The 24,591-nt window shown below is 39.4% G+C and carries 22 protein-coding genes and 1 pseudogene; 11 read left to right on the top strand and 12 right to left on the bottom strand.

From position 1 onward, the window contains the following. The first annotated feature begins 92 nt into the window (after positions 1 to 92). Complete coding sequence (locus FA047_RS08760; protein ID WP_136835591.1) at positions 93 to 1,298, top strand: ATP-binding protein; 1,206 nt, start codon at positions 93 to 95, stop codon at positions 1,296 to 1,298. A gap of 44 nt (positions 1,299 to 1,342) precedes the next feature. Here FA047_RS08760 and FA047_RS08755 read toward each other — a convergent pair whose 3' ends face one another. The 6 genes and pseudogenes from FA047_RS08755 to FA047_RS08730 all read right to left on the bottom strand — a co-directional run bounded on the left by FA047_RS08755 (position 1,343) and on the right by FA047_RS08730 (position 8,165). After that, positions 1,343 to 2,620, bottom strand: a complete 1,278-nt coding sequence (locus FA047_RS08755) for an erythromycin esterase family protein (RefSeq protein ID WP_136835590.1) — start codon at positions 2,618 to 2,620, stop codon at positions 1,343 to 1,345. Between the two features lie 105 nt (positions 2,621 to 2,725). Continuing rightward, a pseudogene (locus FA047_RS20805) lies at positions 2,726 to 3,208 on the bottom strand (PDDEXK nuclease domain-containing protein). 387 nt (positions 3,209 to 3,595) lie between these two features. Further along, on the bottom strand, positions 3,596 to 5,308 hold the full coding sequence (locus FA047_RS08745) for a glycosyltransferase family protein (protein ID WP_136835589.1): 1,713 nt from the start codon (positions 5,306 to 5,308) through the stop codon (positions 3,596 to 3,598). A gap of 29 nt (positions 5,309 to 5,337) precedes the next feature. Next, a complete protein-coding gene (locus FA047_RS08740) occupies positions 5,338 to 6,354 on the bottom strand; it encodes a hypothetical protein (RefSeq protein ID WP_136835588.1) in 1,017 nt (338 codons plus the stop codon). An 11-nt stretch (positions 6,355 to 6,365) separates the two neighbouring features. Then, positions 6,366 to 7,430 carry a hypothetical protein gene (locus tag FA047_RS08735; protein ID WP_136835587.1) on the bottom strand — a complete coding sequence of 355 codons (1,065 nt, stop codon included), beginning with the start codon at positions 7,428 to 7,430 and terminating at the stop codon, positions 6,366 to 6,368. Positions 7,431 to 7,466: 36 nt separating this feature from the next. After that, positions 7,467 to 8,165, bottom strand: a complete 699-nt coding sequence (locus FA047_RS08730) for a hypothetical protein (protein WP_136835586.1) — start codon at positions 8,163 to 8,165, stop codon at positions 7,467 to 7,469. Positions 8,166 to 8,471: 306 nt separating this feature from the next. On the opposite strand from FA047_RS08730, the gene FA047_RS08725 reads away from it, so the two are divergent. Continuing rightward, positions 8,472 to 10,742 carry a peptidase domain-containing ABC transporter gene (locus tag FA047_RS08725; RefSeq protein ID WP_136835585.1) on the top strand — a complete coding sequence of 757 codons (2,271 nt, stop codon included), beginning with the start codon at positions 8,472 to 8,474 and terminating at the stop codon, positions 10,740 to 10,742. Positions 10,743 to 10,778: 36 nt separating this feature from the next. Continuing rightward, positions 10,779 to 12,128, top strand: coding sequence for an HlyD family secretion protein (locus FA047_RS08720; protein ID WP_136835584.1), 1,350 nt, complete (start codon positions 10,779 to 10,781; stop codon positions 12,126 to 12,128). 22 nt (positions 12,129 to 12,150) lie between these two features. Here FA047_RS08720 and ytxJ read toward each other — a convergent pair whose 3' ends face one another. From ytxJ to FA047_RS08705, 3 genes are all read right to left on the bottom strand, one after another. Then, complete coding sequence (gene ytxJ, locus FA047_RS08715) at positions 12,151 to 12,483, bottom strand: bacillithiol system redox-active protein YtxJ (RefSeq protein ID WP_136835583.1); 333 nt, start codon at positions 12,481 to 12,483, stop codon at positions 12,151 to 12,153. 224 nt (positions 12,484 to 12,707) lie between these two features. Further along, a complete protein-coding gene (ribH, locus tag FA047_RS08710) occupies positions 12,708 to 13,199 on the bottom strand; it encodes a 6,7-dimethyl-8-ribityllumazine synthase (RefSeq protein WP_136835582.1) in 492 nt (163 codons plus the stop codon). A 76-nt stretch (positions 13,200 to 13,275) separates the two neighbouring features. Then, the gene (locus FA047_RS08705) at positions 13,276 to 13,944 is read right to left on the bottom strand and encodes a tetratricopeptide repeat protein (RefSeq protein WP_136835581.1); all 669 of its coding nucleotides are present in this window, start codon (positions 13,942 to 13,944) and stop codon (positions 13,276 to 13,278) included. Between the two features lie 187 nt (positions 13,945 to 14,131). Between FA047_RS08705 and recF the strand changes: the two genes are divergently transcribed. After that, positions 14,132 to 15,235, top strand: coding sequence for a DNA replication/repair protein RecF (gene recF, locus FA047_RS08700; RefSeq protein WP_136835580.1), 1,104 nt, complete (start codon positions 14,132 to 14,134; stop codon positions 15,233 to 15,235). Then, a complete protein-coding gene (locus tag FA047_RS08695) occupies positions 15,228 to 15,518 on the top strand; it encodes a DUF721 domain-containing protein (protein ID WP_136835579.1) in 291 nt (96 codons plus the stop codon). The genes recF and FA047_RS08695 overlap by 8 nt, the downstream gene beginning before the upstream one ends. Positions 15,519 to 15,769: 251 nt before the next feature. Here FA047_RS08695 and FA047_RS08690 read toward each other — a convergent pair whose 3' ends face one another. Beyond that, the gene (locus FA047_RS08690) at positions 15,770 to 16,516 is read right to left on the bottom strand and encodes an FKBP-type peptidyl-prolyl cis-trans isomerase (RefSeq protein WP_136835578.1); all 747 of its coding nucleotides are present in this window, start codon (positions 16,514 to 16,516) and stop codon (positions 15,770 to 15,772) included. Positions 16,517 to 16,609: 93 nt separating this feature from the next. Continuing rightward, positions 16,610 to 17,029: a nucleoside-diphosphate kinase gene (locus FA047_RS08685; protein ID WP_136835577.1), complete on the bottom strand. Its 420-nt coding sequence runs from the start codon at positions 17,027 to 17,029 to the stop codon at positions 16,610 to 16,612. 144 nt (positions 17,030 to 17,173) lie between these two features. Here FA047_RS08685 and FA047_RS08680 point away from each other — a divergent pair, with 144 nt between their 5' ends. From FA047_RS08680 to FA047_RS08660, 5 genes are all read left to right on the top strand, one after another. Beyond that, positions 17,174 to 18,184, top strand: a complete 1,011-nt coding sequence (locus FA047_RS08680) for a DHH family phosphoesterase (RefSeq protein ID WP_136835576.1) — start codon at positions 17,174 to 17,176, stop codon at positions 18,182 to 18,184. Between the two features lie 5 nt (positions 18,185 to 18,189). Further along, positions 18,190 to 19,179 (top strand): FKBP-type peptidyl-prolyl cis-trans isomerase, encoded by a 990-nt coding sequence (locus FA047_RS08675; protein ID WP_136835575.1) that lies wholly within the window; start codon positions 18,190 to 18,192, stop codon positions 19,177 to 19,179. Between the two features lie 78 nt (positions 19,180 to 19,257). Then, positions 19,258 to 20,025 carry a TatD family hydrolase gene (locus FA047_RS08670; protein WP_136835574.1) on the top strand — a complete coding sequence of 256 codons (768 nt, stop codon included), beginning with the start codon at positions 19,258 to 19,260 and terminating at the stop codon, positions 20,023 to 20,025. 2 nt (positions 20,026 to 20,027) lie between these two features. After that, on the top strand, positions 20,028 to 21,044 hold the full coding sequence (locus FA047_RS08665) for an asparaginase (protein ID WP_136835573.1): 1,017 nt from the start codon (positions 20,028 to 20,030) through the stop codon (positions 21,042 to 21,044). A 73-nt stretch (positions 21,045 to 21,117) separates the two neighbouring features. Next, positions 21,118 to 22,533: an MBL fold metallo-hydrolase gene (locus tag FA047_RS08660; protein ID WP_136835572.1), complete on the top strand. Its 1,416-nt coding sequence runs from the start codon at positions 21,118 to 21,120 to the stop codon at positions 22,531 to 22,533. On the opposite strand, the gene FA047_RS08655 is transcribed toward FA047_RS08660, so the two are convergent. Next, positions 22,530 to 23,525 (bottom strand): alpha/beta hydrolase, encoded by a 996-nt coding sequence (locus tag FA047_RS08655; RefSeq protein ID WP_136835571.1) that lies wholly within the window; start codon positions 23,523 to 23,525, stop codon positions 22,530 to 22,532. The genes FA047_RS08660 and FA047_RS08655 overlap by 4 nt on opposite strands. 72 nt (positions 23,526 to 23,597) lie before the next feature. On the opposite strand from FA047_RS08655, the gene FA047_RS08650 reads away from it, so the two are divergent. Beyond that, the gene (locus tag FA047_RS08650) at positions 23,598 to 24,569 is read left to right on the top strand and encodes a polyprenyl synthetase family protein (RefSeq protein WP_136835570.1); all 972 of its coding nucleotides are present in this window, start codon (positions 23,598 to 23,600) and stop codon (positions 24,567 to 24,569) included. The last annotated feature ends 22 nt before the right edge of the window (positions 24,570 to 24,591 follow it).

Here is a 24,591-nt window from a genome sequence, read left to right as displayed (position 1 = left end):
TGCTATCCATTGCTTGTTGATTAGTCAACAATAGGAAAAGTATACGGTATACATGAAACTTTTTGTATTTTTGAATAAAGTATACGATATACATGAAACTTATTCAAAGACCAAACTATACTGATAAGGTAATTCCTTTTATCAACAAACAAGTAATTAAGGTATTTACAGGTCAACGACGTGTGGGGAAAAGTTATGTAATGCTTCAATTGATCGCACATATAGAACGTTCCAATAAAAATGCCCATATCGTCTATATAAATATGGAACTAGACGACTATACCCACATCAAAACCCATACAGACTTAAGTGAATATCTTGAAGACAAGTTTATAGCAGGCAAAAATAACTATTTCTTTATAGATGAGGTGCAGGAGGTACAGGAATTTGAACGGACCTTACGCAGCTTGCTGGCCAAGGGAACATGTGATATTTATTGTACGGGAAGTAATGCCAATATGCTATCCGGAGAACTGGCTACTTTTTTATCTGGCAGATATGTTGTGTTTCATATCCATAGTCTGAGTTTCCAGGAGTTTTTGCAGTTTCATCAGATTGAAAAGTCATTTGAATCTTTGTTGCTTTATCTAAAATATGGTGGTATGCCTTTCTTGTCCAATATTGGATTGCAAGAAGATCTGCCCTATGAATATCTTCGCAATGTGTATTCTACAATCTTATTAAAAGACGTGGTAGCGCGGGAAAACATCAGAAATGTTTCTTTTTTAGAAAACCTCGTCACTTATCTTGCTGATAATACCGGCAGCCTTTTTTCCGCTGCAAATATTAGTAAATACTTGAAGTCGCAAAAAGTGGATATCTCCACCCAGCTTACGATTAACTACCTGAAGGCATTGAGCAATACTTTTTTTGTACATAAGGTGGTTCGGTCGGAAATCGGAGGGTTGAAAATATTTGAAATCGGAGAGAAGTACTATTTTGAGGATTTAGGGTTACGCAATGCAATTGTCGGGTTCAATCAACGTGCAGATATTCATAAACTGATGGAAAATGCAGTTTATTTGTATTTAAAACAGCAGGGCTACCAGATCTTTGTTGGGAAACTAGATGATAAAGAAGTTGACTTTGTTGCAGAGAGAAATGGCGCAAAGGTGTATGTTCAAGTGAGCCTCACAGTAATGGATGAAAATACAGCGAACAGGGAGTTTGGAAATCTTTTGAAGATTGAAGATAATTATCCAAAGTATGTAGTTACTTTAAATGACGTACTCATTGGCGATAGCAATGGTGGAATTATTCAACAAAACCTGATAGATTTTTTAACGAATGCACTTTAAGCTGAAAATTAGACTCATGCCAGGCATTAAAAATAGGTAACGGGTTAAAAGACTATTTCCGCAGCATTCGTAGTTTGCTTGAAAAACACAACACCATCATATGCCCTGTCGACTCTGATCGGAAGTAAAATATCCTGTTCAGTACGTACCACCTGGGCTCCGAGTGCTCTGGTTAAAAGTGGCTTTGAAAAATAAGTCCTCAGCGTTTTATCCTCAATTCCACGGCCTGTAGGCAAAAAGGAATTTGAATATTTCAATTGCTTAAGTACAAACTCAAACTGGCTAGTGTTTTGAATAGCCGGTAATTGTGCTTTATGAAACGGGATAGCGTTACGGGAATCCCATAACCTGGCATAACCTTCTCCAACTGCAAGACCCAAGGCGTAATACCGGCTTTTTAACTTCCTGTGGAGATGCATTCCTGTTGATTTATAACCCCGCCATTTGTCTGTGCAGATGTGTCCGTTGTGTCCCCATATTGCCAGCGTCTGCTTATCGGTTGTTTTATTTAAAAGCCATAATACATTCTCTGCCATATGCGCATCACGCTGAGTGTTCAATTGGATGTCATCCAGATTGATCATGCGCAGCGATTGGACGAGTAGGTGTATATAGTGGGAATAAATCTCCAGCGAATCCGGAGTGAGTTTATCCTGAACAATAGCAGCCAGCCTGTCTGCAATACTAAGGAGATACTTTTTCTTTGCCTGTCCAAAATCCCTGCGCTCAGGCATTGACCTGATGTCAGCCAGATCTTCTTTGAGCTTCTGACCCAGGTGAGGAGACAAAGACTTACTTTGCAGTATTTTGGAGGCGATGTGATGTGGCATATTCGCATCCATGCCAGCAATGATTACTCTATCGTCAGCAGGCTGATTTAAATTAAATGCTTTAATCCATTGAATCAAATCTGCCACCTCCTGTGTCCTGTAGATATCAAACAGTCCATAATTACTCATGGCCTTTTCTAAAGTCAGGCCTGCCTTATTCAAAACATAGTCATTGATGCTTTCCATACCCACCATGTCCGATTCAAATACAAGCACCCTCAGCCCCTGATGTTCGACCAGGTATTTGATGAGTTTGGCCTTATACAGATAAAACTCTCTGGTTCCATGAGTAGCTTCTCCCAGACCGATCACTTTAAATCCCGATATCTCCTTCTTTAACATACTAAATTCAGAGGTATCAGTACTGTCGAATGATTTCAATTCAAAAATTCTGTGGTTCAAGGCATCCAGGAGCATTGAACCATTTTGCTGCGCGTGAGCATTGACAGCACACATACCAATCAATATGGCAACTACTTTAATCACATTCATTTCAGCTCAATTAACTTGAAATAAGACGGCCCTGCAGGGGGAAAGGTTGCATCATGATTCCTCTACCATTACAAATAATGTAGTTTACATCTTTTAGTGGCACTGTTAAAACACCTTTATCTCAGCTGTTATAAAGTCCTGTAATTGCTTTTTGTTCGGTAGTTGAAGTAAATAACTGCTCACAAAAACCTGATTGTCTAACCCCGCTAAAGCGTATTCTACTAATGGATTATTTTTATCTGCAACCATTAGTATTCCGATTGGCGGATTGTCAGAATCTTCTTTGATTTCCTTCTTATAATAGTTCAGGTACGTGTCCAGTTGCGAAATGTGTGCATGATTAAATTTATCAGATTTAAACTCTATCAGAACATGTCATTTCAGAATTCTATGGTATAGTACCATATCAATAAAGAAATATTCATCACCTATTAATATTCTCTTTTGCCTTGCTTCAAGACAAAACCCTCGTCCCATTTCTAATAAAAAATCTTGGAAATGATTTAAGAGAGCCTGTTCTAAATCACTCTCCTCTACTATTGTTTTTCCTTTGATTCCTAGAAACTCAAACGCAAAGTGTGATTTTATAAGATCAGAAGTATTGCTGTTCAGCCCCTGATTGAGTTTTAATACTCATTTGCACCGGACTTCCACTTAAGCCTGGGGGTTATCCTAAAAGTGGCCACTTTTTTTTATCCAAAGTGTATCACCTAAACCGTCAAAGGTATATCTTTCATCTTTGAACAACACCTTTCAATCGAAGTAAGGCAATTCAAAATTCCATTTACTATAAACATGATTATAATATGTATACCAGCTTACAGCTAAATAAGTACAAAAAACGATTGCTGAGAAGGATATTAAAAACAAGAATATTTTTTTCATTACGATTAAAGACGCACAATGCTGTTCCAAACCTACTAAGATATTGCCACTTTTTTTTATAATTGAGTGGTTGAATATGACGGAAAATATTTAGGACATCCCGCTATTTACCCATGGCCAGCTTTTCACATATTTTTGCAAATCATTTTTCTTCATATTACAGATTTTCAGGTACTCCTTGTCAAATTGTATATTGACCATATTGTCCTGTGGCTTGGAACTTTCACCTCGATAATGGTTCAGATGTATAAGTGCCCCTTCGGTACGGTACAACTTGTACCCTAAAATCTGCACTCTTTTTGCTCTTTCTATATCATCTCTTCCCCACGACGAGAAAAATTCATTTTCCAATCCACAATCCATATATTCTTCTCTATTAATAAAACAACAGCCCCCGTAGGAATGCCTGATGTGCCTGGCGTTGTTGTCAAAAAAATGGCCCAGGAGATCAAAGTTCAGTTCGCTGGAAAGTTTTTTGGTAACAAACCGGCCCATGTTGATGAAAGTTCCATCGTAAGGATATGAAAGAGTAGCCAGTCTGTTCCGTATTGCCGATATCGCTTCCATGATGTTTTCAGGATTCGCAATTACATCCGAATCATAAATCGAAATGATGGGTGTTTTGCAGTTGATTATAGCCTGATTTAAAATTCTCGTTCTGTGGAAATCCCTGTTTCTATCCTCGATGAAAGTATAACTCACTTCTTTTAGCAGGGCCCGGGGATTAATTCTTGGAATGTCATCCTTTTCTACAATTAGTATCTTTGTATCGAAATGTTTCTTTAAAAACCGGGTAATCAAATCCAAATTCTGCAGTCTGTCTTCGGAATCCATTCGGATGGGAATGATGAACGTAACATCATTCAGATCGTGTCTTTTCAGCGTTTTGGCGTAAGCGCTGATTTCTTCGACGTACTTAACCGAGCACTTATTTTCCGGTACAAAAGAAAAGTTTTCATGATAGGGCACATGTGTTGAATACAGGCTTTTGAAGAAATAATCCTTTTCCTGGTTTCTTTTCACGCCGGCATTATGAAATATTTTACACTTGTCCCAGTAGTCAATGTCTTGCATAGGCCAGCTAAAATTCAGTTCCGGATGTATTGCTATCTGATGTCCGAGTTTCAGGCCATTCCACAGCACGGCCCACATGTCAGCGCACCAGGCTTGTATAGATCTTGCATCTTTTTCTTTTTTTAACAGTTCTTGATTGAACTCAAATAAGCAGATAAAGATTTTCTCACTATCGGTTTCTACCCGCTCCCAAAACTCATAATTGATATTTTTTATTACATACTGTGCACCCCCCGAATTATCTTCGTTGTTTTCTATTAAAAGAGGATCAATGCCGACTATAGCACACATTGCATGAAATATATCGTCACCAAATTTTTTGATGTAAGAAGGTGCAATGTAATTTCGGGTATCGGATAGGTACCAGGTATCAGTTGCTGTTAATACATCAGTATCTAGGGGTGCTCTGAAAATGATGTCGCTGTCGTGATAGAAAATGGTTTCATTTTCTAAATAGCGGTTGAGTTTGAAATGCTTTTTAAGAATGTTTGGTCTGACTGATGACAGGTAAACTTTTTTGATCCTGTCGTCAGGATAAGCAAAGAAACATGCTTTATCGTTGTTCTCAATCAGGGTTTTAAACTCCTCCCTGAGTCCAGATTCAGGATTGTACGCGATAAGCACATGAATCGCCTTTTTAGGGATTCCCAGCCTTTTAAAATTATATAGCTGGACTTCAATCTGCCATAGAAAATATAAATCGTCGGGTTGTGCTGAAATATAAATCATCTCATATAAAATATTAGCTCGGTAAATGATCAGCTCAGTAAAATGGTCTCATCCCAGGTCAGGCATTCCTTTGAAAAACCAGACAAAATGGTTAAGCCCAGGCCTGAAATTCCTGTTAAGCCGGATTTTCGCAGAGGGTTCCCGTTTCTGCTCAGGTTATCTGTAAGCGTGTGGATCCTGTCATTTGCTGCCTTATTAAAGTAACTATCTGTTGTCGCCCAATACAACCTGTTGAATTGCTGGATCAGTTGTATCTCATTGAAAGATACCAGATCAAAGGAATGAGGATGCATTCTTTGGTTTTCGAACTCGTATATCTCTGAGAGGTAAAAATCAGATTCCGCCGTGCGGTTAAGTAATAGGTTGCTTTGCCATAAATGATACAGCAATTGAAACTTTACAGGTTGAATCCATGCCTCGTTTTTGTGGATTGTTTGTTTCAGACCCGTTTCTATGGAAACGAAAATGCGGTTTACTATTTCCGGATAAAAAGCCTTTGCTGTTATTTTGGCCATCAGGAGCATGGCTTTTGATAAATCCTGGATGTGGGTTCCATTCAGCCGGATTTGCCTTTCCAGTTCATCTATAGCTAAAATCAGGGTCTCATAATATCTTGCCTGTTCCAGGTTTAAGTTTTCAGGGTCACATTTTTCCAGGCGATTAAAGATGAAGAGTATAACACCTGTTATCCCATTTTCCAGCGATAAGGCATTTATCTCTCCGTAAATCAGTTTCTGGAATATATCTTCATCCAACTGCTTAAAAGCGCCCGAGACATCAGTGTCAGCAATCTCGAATTTATCGAGATTTTGGAACACACCTACACTCCCGATTATGCCACTGAAATCATTGGTATTGTACTGGTTGTTACGGTAAGCACCATAAACCTTTGAACTGAGCGCTATACCTTTGTCAATGGCAGTATCATTGGCCTGGTACAAGTTTAAATAGTACAGAAAAAGAATATCAGCAGCGCTGCCGTCATACAAATCAATATCTTCTGTTTCTTCGTTTCCGGTGATCAGGTTCGTTAGTGTTGATAGCATTAATCAGGAAATCAATTGTTCTGATCTATAAGTTTGATCGCTTCCGGATGAAGTTGATAGCCCATTTCTTTTGCTTTCTGATAAGAAATACGGGCGTTTACTTTATCCGCTAAGCCTTCAAGAGCCACTCCCCTGATATAATAAAAGCTACTGATCTGTCGATTGGTATTTTTTTCGTTTTTTATGGGTTGCTCAGGAGATTTCTTTAGCTGGATGTAAAGATTGATCGCTGCGGTTGCTGTCTTTATAGACTCCGCATAATTTCTCAGGGCCAACTGCATGTTGGCATACATGATTTTATCCTCCAGGCGATAAGGGTCTTTCTGGAATAACTTTTCTAACGCCAGCGCATCTTTTTTCAGGATTTCAGGGGTGTTCAGGTGTTTGAATTTACCAAAATAGACAGTTGTGGAATCCGTCTTATCTCTTTTCATCTGATTATCTGGCCTGAATGTTACCAGTCCCCAGGTGTCATAAACTTCTTTGATCGCTTGTTCCAGTTTACCCACTTCATAATTGTAAGTAAGCCAGATTGCGCCCAGGTCGTTCTTAACAATGGTAACATATAAATGCGAGTAGAGTTTGCCGTTGTACCTGACGGTATCTTTACCTCGTGACCTTAATAGACTGTCTGTTGCCAATCGGATTAATGCCTTATCGGCATTAATCCGTATTGTATATTTTTTCGGTACAGAAATGACATTATTTACTGTGTCCAAAGGTAACCCCCGAAGGGTCAGTAATGTATTGTTACCGCGGGTATAATAATCCGTTTGGTCCGGATATATACTGCCAAGGCTACGGTTGTTTAGCGTTTCTGTTACCGTTATGTAACTATCCGTTCCATTTTTTCTAAAAACATCGACTACAAACGGACGTCTTATTTTGCTCTCCAGAAAGTTACTCAGTTCATCCCCGTTCAGTAAGCTGTAATTTTTGGGTGCTGTTAAGTCTAAATTTAATTCTGGGTAGTTTTTAGACAAGGCTGTTTGTCCACAAGCAGTATCTGTAAGCAGTAAACAGCAGAAAAAAGTAAACAGTCGTTCAAGCCATAGCTTTTTAAAGATTGTGCTCATTGTCGAAATTAAGAAGGTTGGAATTGGAGTTATTTATTAAAATTCTGTTGTGGTACCTCCAGCAAATTCTGTTGTAGACTCAGGGTATTCTGAAGTGGTAGGATAACCTTCCCATTCCGTAGTTGTCTCTGGTATGGCACCAGGGTCGGTTGCATTTTCGGATGTAACGCCAGGTCTTTTGTAGACACTAAACGCGGATGCGATACCCGAATCATTTTTGTTGGTGGTCACTTTACTCAGACCCTGTCCGCTAGTGTCTACCAGTGTCATCTTGCCGTTACTGTCAATACTTTCTACTTTATAGACGTGACTAACACCTAAATCAGGGTTAATATAACTCACCATCATCGGGTTCCCAGACGCGAAAGTGCTGGAAAGATATGACCCCATTTGGCTACTGCCGAAATTGTCACTTCTGACCGCTCCACCGAAATTATATGGACAATATTGGTTGTAGGTGCTAGTACCCAGGAACAGGGCTTGGTTATTAGAGTTTACTCCAGTGGTTGGTGCGCTTCCCATTATAGAAGTATACTGACTTTGCAAGCTGGCAGAGCTGTACGATAGTGGCAAGTTCAGGGAGTTCAGCATGCCCGCTAATGTTGCAAAAAAGCAATCGGTTCTTGGAGGTCCATCTGTGCCGCCAAATATGCTCCTGTTTTCTGATACGCTTAACACCAGCATTTCCTGCTCCATTTGTTCAAATGATAGTTTTGGTAGGTTGTTTCTTTTCATTGTCGTTAATTTGAATTAATATATTCGAAAGTAAATTTTAAAATTTATGAACGTGTAAATAGTTTGACGCAAACGTTTGCATTGTAAGAAAGGGCTACTAAATCATATTATCTACAGGAAAAATACTTGATGTGGTGTGAATGGCTTTGATTTATAGCTGATTCTGGATTTGAAAAAGTCGCTGAGAAATAAAATTAAGTAGATGACATCATCTAAAAGCTTAGAACAAACGTTTGCGCTTTATTTCGTGTAAAGTAATTAGTCAAACCCTGATTCACAGTCTATCTTCGTGTAAATCTAAATCTGATGCCCTTTACTAAATTTCCGCTCAACCTGCAACTGGACATGATGGACTGTGGTCCGGCTTGTCTGACAATGATCGCCAAGCATTATGGCAAATTTTATAGTTTGCAATACCTTCGTGATCAATGCGGAATTACCAAAGAAGGAGTTTCCTTTGCCGATATCAGTCATGCATCAGAAAGTATCGGGCTTCGTTCGCTGTCACTTAAATGCACTGTAGATGACCTGCTGTTAAAAATACCGCTGCCGGCCATAATACATTGGGACAATAGTCACTTTGTGGTAGTCTATAAAGTAAATGCCGAAAAGCGAAAAATTTATGTGGCAGATCCTGCAAAAGGTTACGTGAGTTATAGCGACAAGGAATTTGTTGCAAAAACTATAAAAAAGAGTGGGGCAGCTACATTGATTCCTGAGGTTCAGGAGAAATTGGTCTTGATGGTTGTAGAGCCTCAAGCCGATTTTTATGAACGCAGAGCAGGAGAAAAAATAGAGCGTTTAAAGACATTTGAAAATTTCATCGGGTATTTTAAGCCCTACAAAAAGAGTTTTGTGAACCTCTTTTTCATTATGCTCCTGGTTACTATTCTTCAGGGGATGATGCCCTTTATTAGCAAAGCGATTATAGATGTGGGGATCCAAACACACGATATCGATTTCATAAATATTATCCTGATTGCCAATATTGCCATCATTATCAGTGTGTTGCTGAGCAATATGGTGCGTGACTGGATTTTACTGCACATTACATCCAGGATCAACATTGCGTTAATTTCAGATTACCTGATTAAATTGATGCGCCTGCCCATTACTTTTTTTGAAAATAAGCAATCCGGTGATATTCTTCAACGGGCGCAGGATCATGAGCGGATCCGTTCATTTCTGATGAACAATTCTATAGGGATGATTTTTTCGGTGCTGACGTTTGTGGTGTTTAGCATCATTCTTTGCATTTACAACCCGATCATTTTTTATATTTTTTTGGCAGGAAGTGCACTTTATGTAATCTGGGTGATGGGTTTTTTGAAACTTCGCAAAAAACTGGACTGGGAGTATTTTGACCTGGTCAGTAAAAACCAAAGCTACTGGGTAGAGACCATTGCGAGTATTCAGGATATAAAAATCAACAACTACGAAAAGCAGAAACGCTGGAAATGGGAGGGTATACAAGCCCAGCTTTATAAGGTAAACTTAAGAGTAATGAGCATCACTAATACCCAAAACCTGGGTGCGCAGTTTATAGATCAGTTTAAAAACCTGTTCATTACGTTTTACTGCGCAAAAGCGGTAATTGCCGGCGATATCACTTTCGGTGTAATGATTTCTACACAGTTTATTATTGGGATGCTGAATGCTCCGGTAAGTCAGTTTATCCAGTTTATCGTTGGTTTTCAATTTGCCCAGCTCAGCTTTCTGCGGTTGAATGAAATACACCAGTTGCCAGATGAGCATGACAATGTTGGTCAGAACAATATGGAGTTGCCGGAGCAAAAGAGTCTGATGATCAATAACGTCGGATTTCAATATACACCGGCAGGTAAACCAATTCTGCAGGGAATCCGTTTAGTGATCCCACAGGGAAAAGTAACTGCAATTGTGGGAGATAGCGGTAGTGGCAAATCTACCTTGCTCAAATTACTGCTGCGCTTATATAAACCAACATATGGCGATATTAAAATTGGGGATATGAATATCAATAATATCAGTTTGCGACAATGGCGGGAAAAATGTGGGGCAGTAATGCAGGATGGTAAAATATTTAATGATACCATACTGAACAACATTGTTTTGGATGATGAAAAGGTGGATTACAGCCGGTTGAAAAAAGCTTTACAGACTGCTAATATTTCGCAGGAAATAGAAGCTTTGCCACTTGGATACGAAACTGTAATGGGTGAGCAGGGGAGAGGCCTGAGCGGCGGACAAAAACAGCGAATCCTGATTGCAAGAGCACTTTATAAAAATCCTGATTATTTATTTTTTGATGAGGCAACCAATTCGCTGGATACCATTAATGAACAAAAAATAACCGCTGCACTGGATGATGTTTTTAAAGGTAAAACTGTTATTGTTGTTGCCCACCGATTGAGTACCATCCGCAAAGCAGACCAGATTGTAGTGATGCAGAACGGGACTATTGTGGAGGTAGGTAGTCACGATTTGCTGATGCAGGTAGAAGGAAGATATTATCAACTTGTCCAGTCGCAGCTTGATTTGACGAGTACAGTCGCGGTTCCTTCCGCAGTTGACAGAGAAGCAGTTTTGTCGGAATAACAATGCAGGTATAAACCATCATTTTAACATAAATTAATGAACCAACAACCAGAATATTCAGCTACTGAATTTACGAAACTAGAAGCTGCGCTGCAATCACAGCGTTCTGAAGAAGTCACAGCAATTATTGAGCGGATGCCAACACGGTTTGGATTGGCGGTAACTGGTATTGTATTGTTTATCTTTATCATGATGGCTATTTTTGGCTGGCTCAGTCGCTACCCGGATATCGCACAAGGACAGGTTGTTGTAAATGGCAGTAGTGCACCAATCAAATTAGTGGCAAACTTTAGTGGTAAATTGAAGCTTAACGCCGTTCGTTCATTAGGAGAGGTTAAGGAAGGACAAATAATTGCTTACCTGGAGAATTCGACCACCCCATTTATTGTTGATTCTGTTCTTAATCAGCTAAAAAAATATAATCCTTCATCGGATGATGTTAATATGATGCAGCGTGACCTTCCGAAAAACATTTCATTAGGCGAACTGAACGTCAAATACTACACCTTCATTGATGCCATCCGCCAGTTTTTAAATTATAAAGAGGATAAATTCTACGATACCCAAAAAGCAAATTTAAACACGATTTTAGCTGAGCAACAAAATACAATCAATAGTGCTAAAAGTCAGTTGTCTATCGCCAAAAGCTCACTCGGGTACGTTTATAAGTTTTATAAGAGAGACTCTCTGCTGTTTAAGAGAAAAGTAATCAGTGAATCTGAACTTGATCAAACTGAAATGAGTTATCTGAATGCCAGAGATAAGGTTCAATCGTCAACTAATGCAATAATTGTAGCCCGGCAAGTCTTGCAGGAAACTCAAAACAAGTTACAACAATTGCATATCGAAGATCCGGAAAAAGAAAAGGAACTACATCTGATGCTCATCTCTGCTTATAACGACCTGATCGATAACATTAAAAACTGGGAGCAAAAATATGTTTTCAGGGCTCCATTTGCCGGTAAGCTGCAATACTTAAAGTTTTATAATGAAAATCAATTTGTACAGGCGGGTGATCCTGTTTTTACTATAATTCCCATACATCATCAGCCTTATGGACAGGTGTTGCTTCCGGCAGCTGGAGCGGGTAAAGTTATGATCGGGCAGGAGGTAATCGTGAAGCTGGATAATTTCCCATATATGGAGTATGGATCTGTGTCAGGCCGTGTGAAAACGATATCTCTGACCACCAATACAGAAAAAACGCAAAACGGTGACGTAGAAACGTATTTGATCACCGTAGATTTTCCAAAGGGTATGCAAACCAATTATGGAAGCGTGCTGGATTTTAAATATGAAAGTAAAGGCACCGCCGAGATCATCACCAATGACAGAAAGTTAATCGAAAGACTGTTTGATAATTTAAGGTATGCGATTAAAAAATAGTCGGAATTAAAGCTGTATTAGCTTAGCCCACTATCACCTCAGCAACTTCTTCGGCTGAGATATCACTATGTGAAGCATCAAGTACGCAATCTCCATCTTTGATCAGAAGAATCTGAGGTGATTCATGGTGGACCTCAAACGTCTCAGCAATTTGTGCTGAAATGTCGCGGTAACTGATTAAATCCAGGAAGTAAAGCGAAGTATCAGCGGGTATTGCTTCCCAGTCCATTTCAAAACGGCGTTTGGCCATTGCACTCACTGAACAGCGTGTGCTATGCTTAAATATTAAACTGTAACCTTGTTTGTCTTTGATTTCGCTGATCTGATTTAAATCAGTTATATTTTTCCACTGCATCTGATATCGTTCTTAAAGGTTAGGCTGGTTTATCTATCTTCTTCTTCTGCCTTCAGGATATGAGCTGTAGGCAGGGCATAAACGGCTGGAGCAAGCCTCTAAAACTGTTATGGCAAGAAACACACCAAGCAATAATATCGCTACTTTCTTCATTGGTTTGGATTATTAAATTCTTTACTAATCTACAATTTTTGGATTAAGTATCAAATACTGAATCAGGTTAATTAGATAGTAGTGGCAAGTTCCGCCATTTTAAGTGCTGTAATAGCTGCTTCGTCGCCTTTGTTGCCATGTTTGCCTCCTGCTCTGTCAATCGCCTGTTGCTGATCGTTTGTGGTCAATACACCGAAGATTACCGGCTTACTGTGTTTGACACTCACCTGGGTGATTCCATTGGCAACAGCATCACAAATGAAATCGAAATGTCTCGTTTCTCCCTGGATTACACAGCCAAGGCAAATCACCGCATCAAGGTTTTTGTGTTTTTGCAAAAGCATATCTGCTGCGGAGCTGAGCTCAAATGTGCCGGGAACTGCAATGGATGTGATGTTTTCCTCAGCGACACCGTTATCAGTAAGTGTTTTTAGTGCCCCATTGTATAGTGCTCCCGTAATTTCCGCATTCCACTCTGCTACAGCAATTGCTATTTTGTAAGGACTGCCGTTTGGTATTGTAGTATGAGAAAAGTCTGAAAGGTTTTTTAATTGTGTTGCCATAGCGCAAAATTAGAGAAAGATTGGGTATAAAAAAAGGCCAGCTGGTCAGCTAGCCTTTTAAAATATCGTGATAAGCTTACTTTACCTGTACTGATGCACGTGCGATATATTCATCAATCATTGCAGCTTCCTGACTTTCAGGATACTGTGTTTTGATTTTTGTATAGGCTTCTTCAGCGTTTTTGTACTCTTTAAGTTGCTCATATACCAATCCAAGTTTTTTAAGGAACATTGGAGATGTAAATTTGTTGCTTGCTTTGTCAGCCGCTTTTTTATAGTAAGTAACTGCTTGTTTGTAATCTTTTAATTCGCTGTAAGCATCACCCAAAAGACCAAGTGCCAATGGATCTGCTACCGGACTACCAGTGTCAGAATATTTTCCTAAAGACTCAACTGCTTTTTGATACTCACCTTTACGTAAATAAATACCGCCTAGATAAAGGTTAGCCAGGTTTGCAGATTTTGTATTTTCATACTCTTTTGCAATCTGATCTAAACCAGGATATCCGCCCTCACCATTTATTGCTTTGTTGGCCAGTGAATCTACACCTAGAAATCCTTCTGCTTTGTACATTTTAGCTGAAGCTTCTTCTGCTCTGTTTTTTAAATATACGTTCTGGTACCAAAGGTAAACTCCAATTAATACTACAATTGCTCCTGCGATGAACAAAAGGCTCTTTGAGTTTTCCTGTAAAAAAGGACCCTTTTTCACTTGTGGATTTATTTCTTTTTCTGTTGTGGACATTTTATTTAAAAAAATTAAGGATTGCAAAAATACATTTTTACATCAAAGTATCAACTGCTTTGCGCTATTAATTTAAACTTTAGGCTTTTGAGTCGGGAATGATGGGGCTGAATGGCTTTCCATATCACATGTCCCTGAACAGATGTTATGATATAACAAAGGGAAACGGTAACTTTGAAAGGACAATATGTGGTTGAAAAATATTACCCTTCTTAACTTTAAAAACTATGCAGACGCCAGTGTTAGTTTTTCTAAAACGGTAAACGCTTTTGTAGGTAATAACGGCGCTGGTAAAACTAATTTACTGGATGCCATTCATTATTTATGCTTATGTAAGGGGTATTTTAACCCAATCGATAGTCAGCAAATTAAAACTGCTGAAGACCTTTTCTTAATTCAGGGAGACTTTGACAGGAAGGAAAAGAACGAAAAAATTACCTGTGGGGTAAAGCGCAATCAGAAAAAACAGTTTAAACGAAATAAAAAGGAGTACGACAAACTTGCCGATCATATAGGCTTATTTCCCTTGGTGATGATTTCTCCCTATGATACCAATATCATTACGGATGGGAGTGAAGAACGCAGGAGATTTATGGACAATGTGATCTCACAAACTGATGCACATTACCTGGATGAGCTGATCTTGTATAACCGTCATCTCCTGAACCGGAATGCATTGTTGAAGCAAATTGCCGTGACAAGAAGCTACGATCCTACTTTGCTGGAGATCTATAATGAGCAATTGGTAGCGTCAGGATTAAAAATATTTGCCAAGCGTCAGCAGTTTATGATTGATTTTATACCGTTGTTTGATAAATATTACCAGTTTTTAACAGATGACAACGAGCGTGTAAGTCTGCAATACCAAAGCCAGCTTGCAGAAACGAACTTCGGGGAGCTACTGGCCAAGTCTATAGAGAAGGATAAGGTATTGGAAAGGACTACCACAGGAATTCATAAGGATGAACTGGTCTTTGCCATTGCTGATATGCCTTTAAAGAAGTTTGGCTCACAAGGTCAGCAGAAATCTTTTTTAATTGCGCTAAAACTCGCACAATATGCTTATCTTCAGACTCATAAAGGATTTAAACCTTTGCTGTTGCTCGACGATATTTTTGATAAACTGGATGATAACCGGATGCGTAAGCTAATGGAGATGGTCTCTCACCAGGACTTTGGACAGATTTTTATAACCGATACGGGAAGAGAAAGGGTGCTGGCATTGTTCAATAAGATCAATGTCCCGGTGACTTTGTTTGAAGTAAATAATGGATCAGTAAATCATGCGTAAACCTAATGACATTACTTTAAAAGAAGGAATCGGAAAGCTGCTCAATACCTACAGACTGAAGGGAAAGTTTGATGAAACTTCTGTAATCGCTTATTGGCCTGAGCTGATGGGGAACGCTGTGGCCAACAGGACTACGCAGATTTATATCTCTCAGAAGAAATTATTTGTGAGGCTGGAATCGTCAGTAGTTAAGAATGACCTGATGATGGTAAGAACCGGCATCATTCAAAAAATTAATGAACGTGCCGGTGCTGAAGTGATTGTTGATATTGTGTTTCTGTAGACAAACGCCGTTAGAAAACTTTACTGATTAGCCAGATGATTAGTGCAAGCACTAATACAACTACAATGACGCCGGTCCAAACACCAGCTTTAAAAATGCCCTCAACTAATTCACAACTAGATAACGTAGTGGTTAGGAAGGCAAGAATAGCGAGCGGGAAATATCTTTTAATTGTCATAAGCTTTTGTGTTTTATTGTTTAACAAAAAACTATGAGAATGGTTTTTTTGATTTATCCGTATCGCAATCTGATTATTGTTTTGGCGGAGTAACTTTAAGCAGTTCTATTTCAAATATCAATGTGCTGTATGCAGGTATGTCCTGTCCCATAGCACGTTCGCCATAAGCAAGGTCATATGGGATGAAAAATTTATATTTAGACCCAGTTTGCATCAATTGAACTCCTTCGGTCCATCCCTTGATTACTCCATTTAATGGCAATGCCAGAGGCTCATTTCTTGAATAAGAACTGTCAAATTCTTTTCCATTCAGCAATGTACCTTTATAATGTACAAGTACCGTATCTGTAGCCGCAGGCTTAACACCTGTACCTCTTGTGAGTACCTGGTATTGAAGTCCGCTAGGGGTAATCTGTACGCCCGTTTGTTTTTTGTTGTTTTCCAGGAAAGCTTTGCCTTCAGCGATGATTGGGGCATTTTTCTTTGCGCTGATCGATTTAAATAGATTGTTGCTTGCCTGACGCGATTGTTCTTCTGTCAATAAGGTTTTTCTGCCATTTAATGCATCCTGAAAACCTTTAATTAACAATTCGTAGTTTAAGGTTATCAATCCCTCACTTTTCATGCTGCTCCCCATTCCTATTCCAAAGGAATAACTGGCCGAGTCTAAGGTAGATTTAAATGTTGGGGCGGTGGTTTTACCAGCAGTTGTTGCTTTTTTTACAGTAGTGGTTTTTTTTGAAGGCACAGCTTTTTTTGTTTGAGCTAATGCCACCAGTGTGCATAGTGGTAGTAAAAATGTAATGATGATCTTCTTCATTTGTGAATAAATTTGTGATGAAAGGTACAAACTAAATAACATAAAAAAAGAGGATGTCAGACAGCCTCTTTTTTATAATTTTTTGGTATCAGCTTAGAAACGCTCGTCTGCTGTAAAGAAGAAATCTCCTTCAATTGCAGCGTTCTCATCTGAATCAGAACCGTGAACTGCATTTGCATCGATTGATTTAGCATATTTGTTACGGATAGTACCTTCTGCTGCTTCAGCCGGATTAGTAGCACCGATCAATGTTCTGAAATCTTCGATCGCATTGTCTTTCTCCAAGATTGCTGCTACGATAGGGCCTGAAGACATAAAGCCAACAAGATCTTTGTAGAACGAACGTGCCGCATGTACTTCGTAAAACTTACCCGCTGTTTCAGGAGTCAGCTTAGTATATTTTAATGCAATGATTTTGAAACCTGCTGCAGTAATGTCATTAATAATTGCACCAATGTGGCCGTTTGCAACCGCATCAGGCTTAATCATGGTAAAAGTTCTGTTTGTAGCCATTTTTTTATTTCGAATTTTTTGCAAAATTACGTTTTATACTGTTAATATTAAAGTTTGAAACTTAGATAAATTATCTGGCCATTTTTAGCCGAAATTTAATAGGCTTCAATTTATCATTAAATCGTTAGCTTTGCGAGGAATATTATGTTGTCTATTTCGGAAATAAAGGAACTGCTGGCTACGCCGCAAAAAATAGTAATTACTACACATCATAAACCCGACGGTGATGCAATGGGTTCATCATTAGGGTTATATGCTTATCTGATTCAGATGGGACATCATGTTAAAGTGATTACTCCTACTGATTATCCTTATTTTTTACATTGGCTCCCGAACAATTCTGATGTCATCATTTATACGGAACAGACTGCCGAAGCAGCTAGACTGGTTGAAGAGGCGGCAATGATTTTCTGTCTGGATTTTAATACGCTAAGCAGAATAAACGAATTGGGAGAATTGGTAAGGGCATCGGCGGCTTACAAGATCATGATTGATCATCATCTGGAACCTGAGGATTTTGATGATTATCGTCATTGGAGCATCAATGCATGCGCTGCGGCACAACTTGTTTATGAGTTTATTGTAGATGAGCTGCAAGACGGCAAACGCATGAACAAGGACATTGCAACTTGTTTGTATACAGGTATTATGACGGACTCCGGTTCGTTCCGGTTTCAGTCGGCAGATTCAGCTGTGTACAGAATTGCTGCCGATCTTATTGATCTGGGAGCTGAGCACTGGAGGATTCACCAATTGGTATACGATAATGCGACAGAAAACCGTTTGCGTTTTCTGGGCCACTGTATCAGTAACAAATTAGAGATACTGAGAGAATTCAATACGGCTATAATTTCGGTGACTAAAGAAGAATTGCGTGAGTTTAATATAGTTACGGGAGATACGGAAGGTATAGTGAATTATGCACTTTCGGTAAACGGAATCAGACTCGCTGCATTTATTATTGAAAGAACTGATAAAGTTAAATTATCTTTGCGCTCCACAGGGGATTTCCCTGCTAATGAGATTTGTAAGAAATATTTTAACGGAGGTGGTCACAGGAACGCTGCCGGCGGATTTTCTGATAAAAACTTAGAAGATACAATACAAGAATTTAAAACGATATTAACAGAATATAAAACTCAATTATTACAATAAACCACATGAAGAAAGGTATAATAATTCTTTTCGCGGCTACACTTGGATTAGCTGCTTGTAACAACTACAAAAAAGGACCTGGAGGTCTGATGTATCAAATCCACAATGATGGTGGTAAAGAAAAAATTAAGGAAGGTGACATCGTTAAATTGAATTTCATCCAGAAAAATGAGAGAGATTCAGTGATGTTCAATACTTATGACATGGAGCAGCCTCAAATATTTCCTGTAGGCAAAAAAGTTTATGCAGGTGATATGAACGATGTTCTTTATTTGTTCGGTGAAGGTGATAGTGCTACGTTCAAATTGAACCTGGATACTATGGCTAAACATTCCGGTCAGCCAAAACCACCGCAAAATGCAAAAGATACTTATATCGTATTTACTGTTAAAGTAGAAAAAGTATTAAAGAAAACTGCAGGTGAAGCAGATTCTGCTTTCCAAAAGAAAGCTCAGGAGTTTTTCCAGAAAGACTATCAGGCTGATGTAGCTAAGAAAAAAGGTGCTGAAGCTGGTAAGATCAAAAACTTCATCGAGGATAAAAAATTAAAAACTCAAACTACTGCTACAGGTTTACAATATGTAATCACTAATCCTGGAACTGGTCCAAAACCTGTTTTGGGTGATACGATTATGCTGAATTATACAGGTAAATTGTTGACCAAAAAAGCTGATGGTTCTGAGAAAATATTTGATACTTCTATCGAGAAAGTAGCAAAAGATGCTAAAATTCACAATGCTATGGCTCAATATGCACCTCGTCCATTTACTATCGGTAATGCAATCCCGGGATTTGACGAAGGTTATCAGTTGATCGGTAAAGGTGGAAAAATCACTTTGATCATTCCTTCTTCATTGGGTTACGGTGAAGGTGGTCAGCCTCAGGCAGGTATCGCTCCTTTTTCTCCTTTATGCTTTGAAGTAGAAATTGTAGATATTAAAAAACCTAAAACTGCACCAGCAGCAGCTCCGGTAGCTCCTGCACCAGTAAAATAAAGTTTCCGCAAAGCGGATAGCAAGAATAGAACCCTGTAAGGTATGTGCCTTACAGGGTTTTTTTTATTAACTTCGCCCATGCTTTTAACGGATACCCATACACATCTGTATTATGAAACAGATGAGGAAAAACTCGCTCAGCTGATGCAGCGTTGTTTTGATAACCAGGTAGAGAGATTGTTTCTCCCAAATGTAGACGTAGCTTCTATAGCCAGAATTGAAGACCTGGTCTCTAAATATCCCAATAATTGTTTTGCCATGGCCGGACTACATCCTTGTGATGTAAAGGAAGATTATGAACTGGTATTGGATGAGATTTGTCAGAGTATAGTCGACCGTAATATTTATGCCATTGGTGAAATCGGCATTGATCTGCATTGGGATAAAACTACGCTGGAGATTCAAAAGACAGCCTTTAAAGAGCAAATTAAATGGGCAAAAGATCTCGATCTTCCTATAGTCATTCATTGCAGGGAAGCATTCGATGAGATCTTTGAAGTTCTGGAAGCTGAAAAAGGCCCGGATCTAAGAGGAATCTTTCATTGTTTTACCGGAAACCTGGATCAGGCTAATAAGGCCATTGAGCTAGGGTTTTATTTGGGCATAGGAGGGGTAGTAACGTATAAAAAGGCCGGCCTTGATGAAGTGCTGAAAAATATCCCGATTTCTAAAATTGTATTGGAGACTGACTCGCCGTATTTAGCCCCGGTTCCATTTAGAGGTAAGCCAAATGAAAGCAGTTATTTGGTGCACATTGCAGAGAAAGTGGCTGAAATCTATAACGTAAGTGTAGAGGAAGTCGCTAACATCACAACAGCTAATTCTAAGCTCATCTTTAACATCTAATAATGACTAACATACTGATTATATATACTGGTGGCACAATAGGAATGGTGAATGATCCTAAAACTGGGGCACTTATTCCATTTGATTTTAAGCAGATCCAGCAAAATGTTCCTGAGTTGGAACGTTTAAACTACAATCTGGATGTGTATTCATTCGATCCGATACTGGATTCTTCTAATATGACTCCGGAAATCTGGGCTGATATAGCCAAACTTATCCGGGATAAGTATGATGATTTTGATGGCTTTGTGATTTTACACGGATCGGATACAATGGCATTTACGGCCTCGGCTCTAAGCTTTATGCTGGAAAATCTGAGTAAACCAGTAGTCCTTACCGGATCTCAGTTGCCAATTGGAGAGATCAGAACAGATGCTAAGGAGAACTTGATCACCGCACTGGAAATTGCCGCAACGAAGAAGAAAGGTAAGGCCATGATACCTGAGGTTTGTATATATTTTGACTATCAGTTGTTCAGAGGTAATCGTTCTATCAAATATAATTCAGAGAAATTTGAAGCTTTCCGTTCTCCGAACTATCCAATTCTGGCGGAAGCCGGAGTAACTTTGTCGTTTTTTAACAACTACATTTTGCCTCAGCCTTCGGAAAACTTCAAGGTCCACCTTGAACTTAATCCGAATATTGGTGTATTAAAACTTTATCCGGGTATTTCGCCTCAGGCAGTAAAGGCCATTACACTTTCTTCTGTTGATGCAATAGTGATGGAGACATTTGGCTCAGGCAATACGACAACTGTTGAATGGTTTACGGATTGTTTGGAGGAAGCTATTAAAAATGGAAAGATCATTGTAGATATTACACAATGCCAGCGGGGGTCAGTGGAACTGGGTATGTATCAAACCAGTAAGAAGTTACAGCAAATGGGTGTTTTGAGTGGTTATGACATGACTTTTGAAGCCACCACCACCAAGTTGATGTATCTGATGGGACAGGGCTTGGATAAAGCTGAAATTGCAAGATTAGTTGAAAAACCTTTGAGGGGAGAATTGACTGTTTAAAGTAAAAGTTGAAGGGCAGGTTTTCTGCTGAGTAATTATATATTATTTTTGTGTTTAACTAACGAATTGGATCATGAATATAGAGCAAATTTATACAGGGTGTTTGGCAGAAGCTGCCTATTATATTGAAAGTAACGGCGAGGCTGCGATTATCGATCCGCTTAGAGAAGTGGAACCTTATCTTAAAAAAGCGTCGAAAGATAATGCCCGTATCAAATATATTTTTGAAACTCATTTTCATGCCGATTTTGTTTCGGGTCACGTGGATCTTGCAGAGAAATCGGGTGCCGCAATTGTGTATGGGCCAACTGCAAATACTACTTTCAAATCTCATATTTCGAAAGATGGAGAACAATTTAAGGTTGGGGACTTGACGATTACCGTGCTGCATACCCCTGGTCATACGCCTGAATCTACCACCTATTTACTCGCTGATAAAGACGGTAAGCCTTATTGTATTTTTACCGGAGATACTTTGTTTATCGGAGATGTAGGACGGCCGGATCTTGCTCAGAAAGGTGCATTGACCATGGAGGACATGGCTGCTACGTTATATGATTCTTTGCAAACAAAAATATTGACGCTTCCTGATGATGTACTGGTATATCCTGCTCACGGTGCGGGTTCAGCTTGCGGAAAAAACATGAGCAAGGAAACCTTTGATACTTTAGGTCATCAAAAGGAAGTGAATTATGCACTTAAAGCAACGACTAAAGATCAGTTTGTAAAAGAAGTAACGGATGGGATATTGCCCCCTCCTCAGTATTTTGCAAAAAACGCAGCTATGAATAAACATGGTTATGAGAGCTTTGATGATGTTTATGAAAAAGGATCTAATCCTTTATCTGCTGAAAACTTCGAAGTGCTTGCAAACCAGACAGGAGCTTTGATTCTTGATACGAGAGATCCTCAGGTATTTGCCAAGGGATTTATCCCTTCTTCAGTAAATATTGGACTGAATGGTCAGTTTGCCCCATGGGTTGGGTCGTTGGTCACTGATTTGAAACAGCCTTTGCTGCTTATTGTAGAAGAAGGTAAGGAAGAGGAAGCAATTACCAGACTGGCACGTGTAGGTTATGACAATACCATCGGATATTTGGCAGATGGCATTGCTGCCTGGGAAGCTGCGGGTAAGGACGTGGACACTGTTAAGTCGATTTCTGCCGTTGAATTTGAAGGCATTGTGACTGATCAGCCGGATATCCATGTTCTGGATGTTAGAAAACCGGGAGAATATGAGGCCGAACATTTAGAAATGACGGCGACCAGACCTCTGGATTACATTAATGACTGGACCGGAGAGGTAAATCCTAATGAAACCTATTATATTCATTGCGCAGGTGGTTATCGTTCGATGATTGCCGCTTCAATACTTAAGGCAAGGGGCGTGGATAATGTAATAGATATAGCAGGAGGATATGGCGCGATTAAAGCTACGGGATTAAAACGTACAGATTTTGCTTGTCCTTCTAAAGCCATGAAGGTTTAATAGAGCTTAGTCTTCAAAGTGGTGGAAACGAACCTGTCAATGGCGTTTTCTACCGCTGGGATGTCTTTAGATGTAATGTAAGAAGCCAATACATGGTTTGCGCCATTCGGAATCGCTACTTTTGACTTTAGTTTTGCAGGGGTTCCGAGTTCGTCAAACATTTTCATCATTGCGTCGACTCTTACTACCGGGTCCTGCTCTTGTTCATTCTTATAATAGTAAAGCAAAAGCGTGGGTTGTTTAACCTGGCTGAAAGTTTGTTTATTCATAGTGGTGGCAACAAGCTCCTGGAGTTGTACTACAGATTCGAGTCTATACTTGGTATACCAGTATTTTTTATATTCTTCAGATTTGCCATCAACTATTCTGTCGTCTCCTCCCATAACCATTCTAGATATTTCCAGCCCCCAGGGTTGATTGAGTAAGAATGCAAGTTTGTCATTGATCGCAATATTCGGCGAAATGAGTATGAGGCTGTTTATTTTGTCAGGATATGTTGCTGCAAGTTTAAGTGCTAATGTACCGCCTGTTGATGTGCCAATCAGAATTACTTTTTTGCCCAATCTACGCCCTATTTCTACTGCGTGTTTTGCGCTTTCCCATAGCCTGTCAGCAGTTGAATATTCCATCGCCGATGTAGTGTCTACCCCATGATCAGCCAATCGGGAAAGATATAAGTTTGCTTTTAATCTTTTTGCAAGGTGTGTGTGGACCGGGTTTCCCTCTTCTTTAGACGCGGAATATCCGTGCAGGTAAACTAAAGCGTATTCTGTCTGCCGCTTAAGCGAATCGGCCCAGACTATTTCTGCCTCATTCTGAGGTTTAATTTTATGCTTGCTTTCTATTTCTTTTATATAATTCTCCAGCTGATTAAGCTCAGGGACAACCGGTGTTCCATCGGCATATTGAGGATGAACAGGCGTAGGCCCGAGAAAATAAACAATAATAGCTATCGTAATTAAGACTGATAGGATAATTAATGCTGTTTTCATCTTAAACTTTTTACTAAAAGTACGCTTTTAAAGGAATTTAATTTATGTTTGCACACACATTTTTTTACCTGAATGCCGGGAATAAATCAGATAAAACAACCGATAGCTGCAGACATTGCTGTATTTGAAGAAAAATTCAAATCCTCTATGCATAGTGATGCCCCTTTATTAGACCGGATTACACATTATATTGTAAAGAGGAAAGGCAAGCAGATCAGGCCCATGTTTGTTTTCTTTGCTGCAAAACTTTGCGGCGGAATTATTGAATCGACCCATAGGGGAGCTGCATTAGTTGAATTGTTACATACTGCTACGCTGGTTCATGATGACGTAGTCGATAATGCCTACGAACGCAGGGGGTTCTTTTCTATAAATGCATTATGGAAAAATAAAATAGCCGTCCTTGTAGGAGATTATTTGTTGGCAAAAGGATTATTACTGTCAGTAAATAACGGCGAGTTTCGCTTACTGCAAATCGTTTCAGAGGCTGTAAAGCAAATGAGCGAAGGAGAATTACTGCAGATTGAGAAGGTGAGGAAGATGGATATCAGCGAGGAGTTGTATTTTGATGTGATCCGCCAGAAGACAGCTTCTCTAATCGCTTCGTGTTGTGCCTGCGGTGCAGCCTCAGCCGGTGCCGATGAAGAGACGGTCGAAAAGATGAGGCTGTTTGGCGAGAAGGTTGGCATTGCATTTCAGATTAAAGACGATACATTTGACTTCGGCACAGACGACGTGGGTAAGCCACTAGGTATTGATATTAAGGAGAAGAAAGTGACCCTTCCTCTAATCTATGCCCTAAACAGATGTGATAAGGCCGAGAAAAAAAGAATCATTAATCTCGTAAAGAACCATCAGGATATCCCCGAGAAAATTCAGGAGATCATAGACTTCGTAAATGCTAAGGACGGTGTTCATTATGCCAATCAGAAGATGCTTCAATATCAACAGGAGGCATTTGATATTCTGCACAGTTTTGAACCGGGAGACGCAAGAACCGGCCTGGAGCAACTTGTGAGGTATACGACTGAGCGTAAAAAGTAATATATTTATTGTGCATATCGAT

Source organism: Pedobacter frigoris, from assembly GCF_005116445.1.
Taxonomy (GTDB): Bacteria; Bacteroidota; Bacteroidia; order Sphingobacteriales; family Sphingobacteriaceae; genus Pedobacter; species Pedobacter frigoris.
This window is presented reverse-complemented; position numbering and strand designations above follow the sequence as displayed.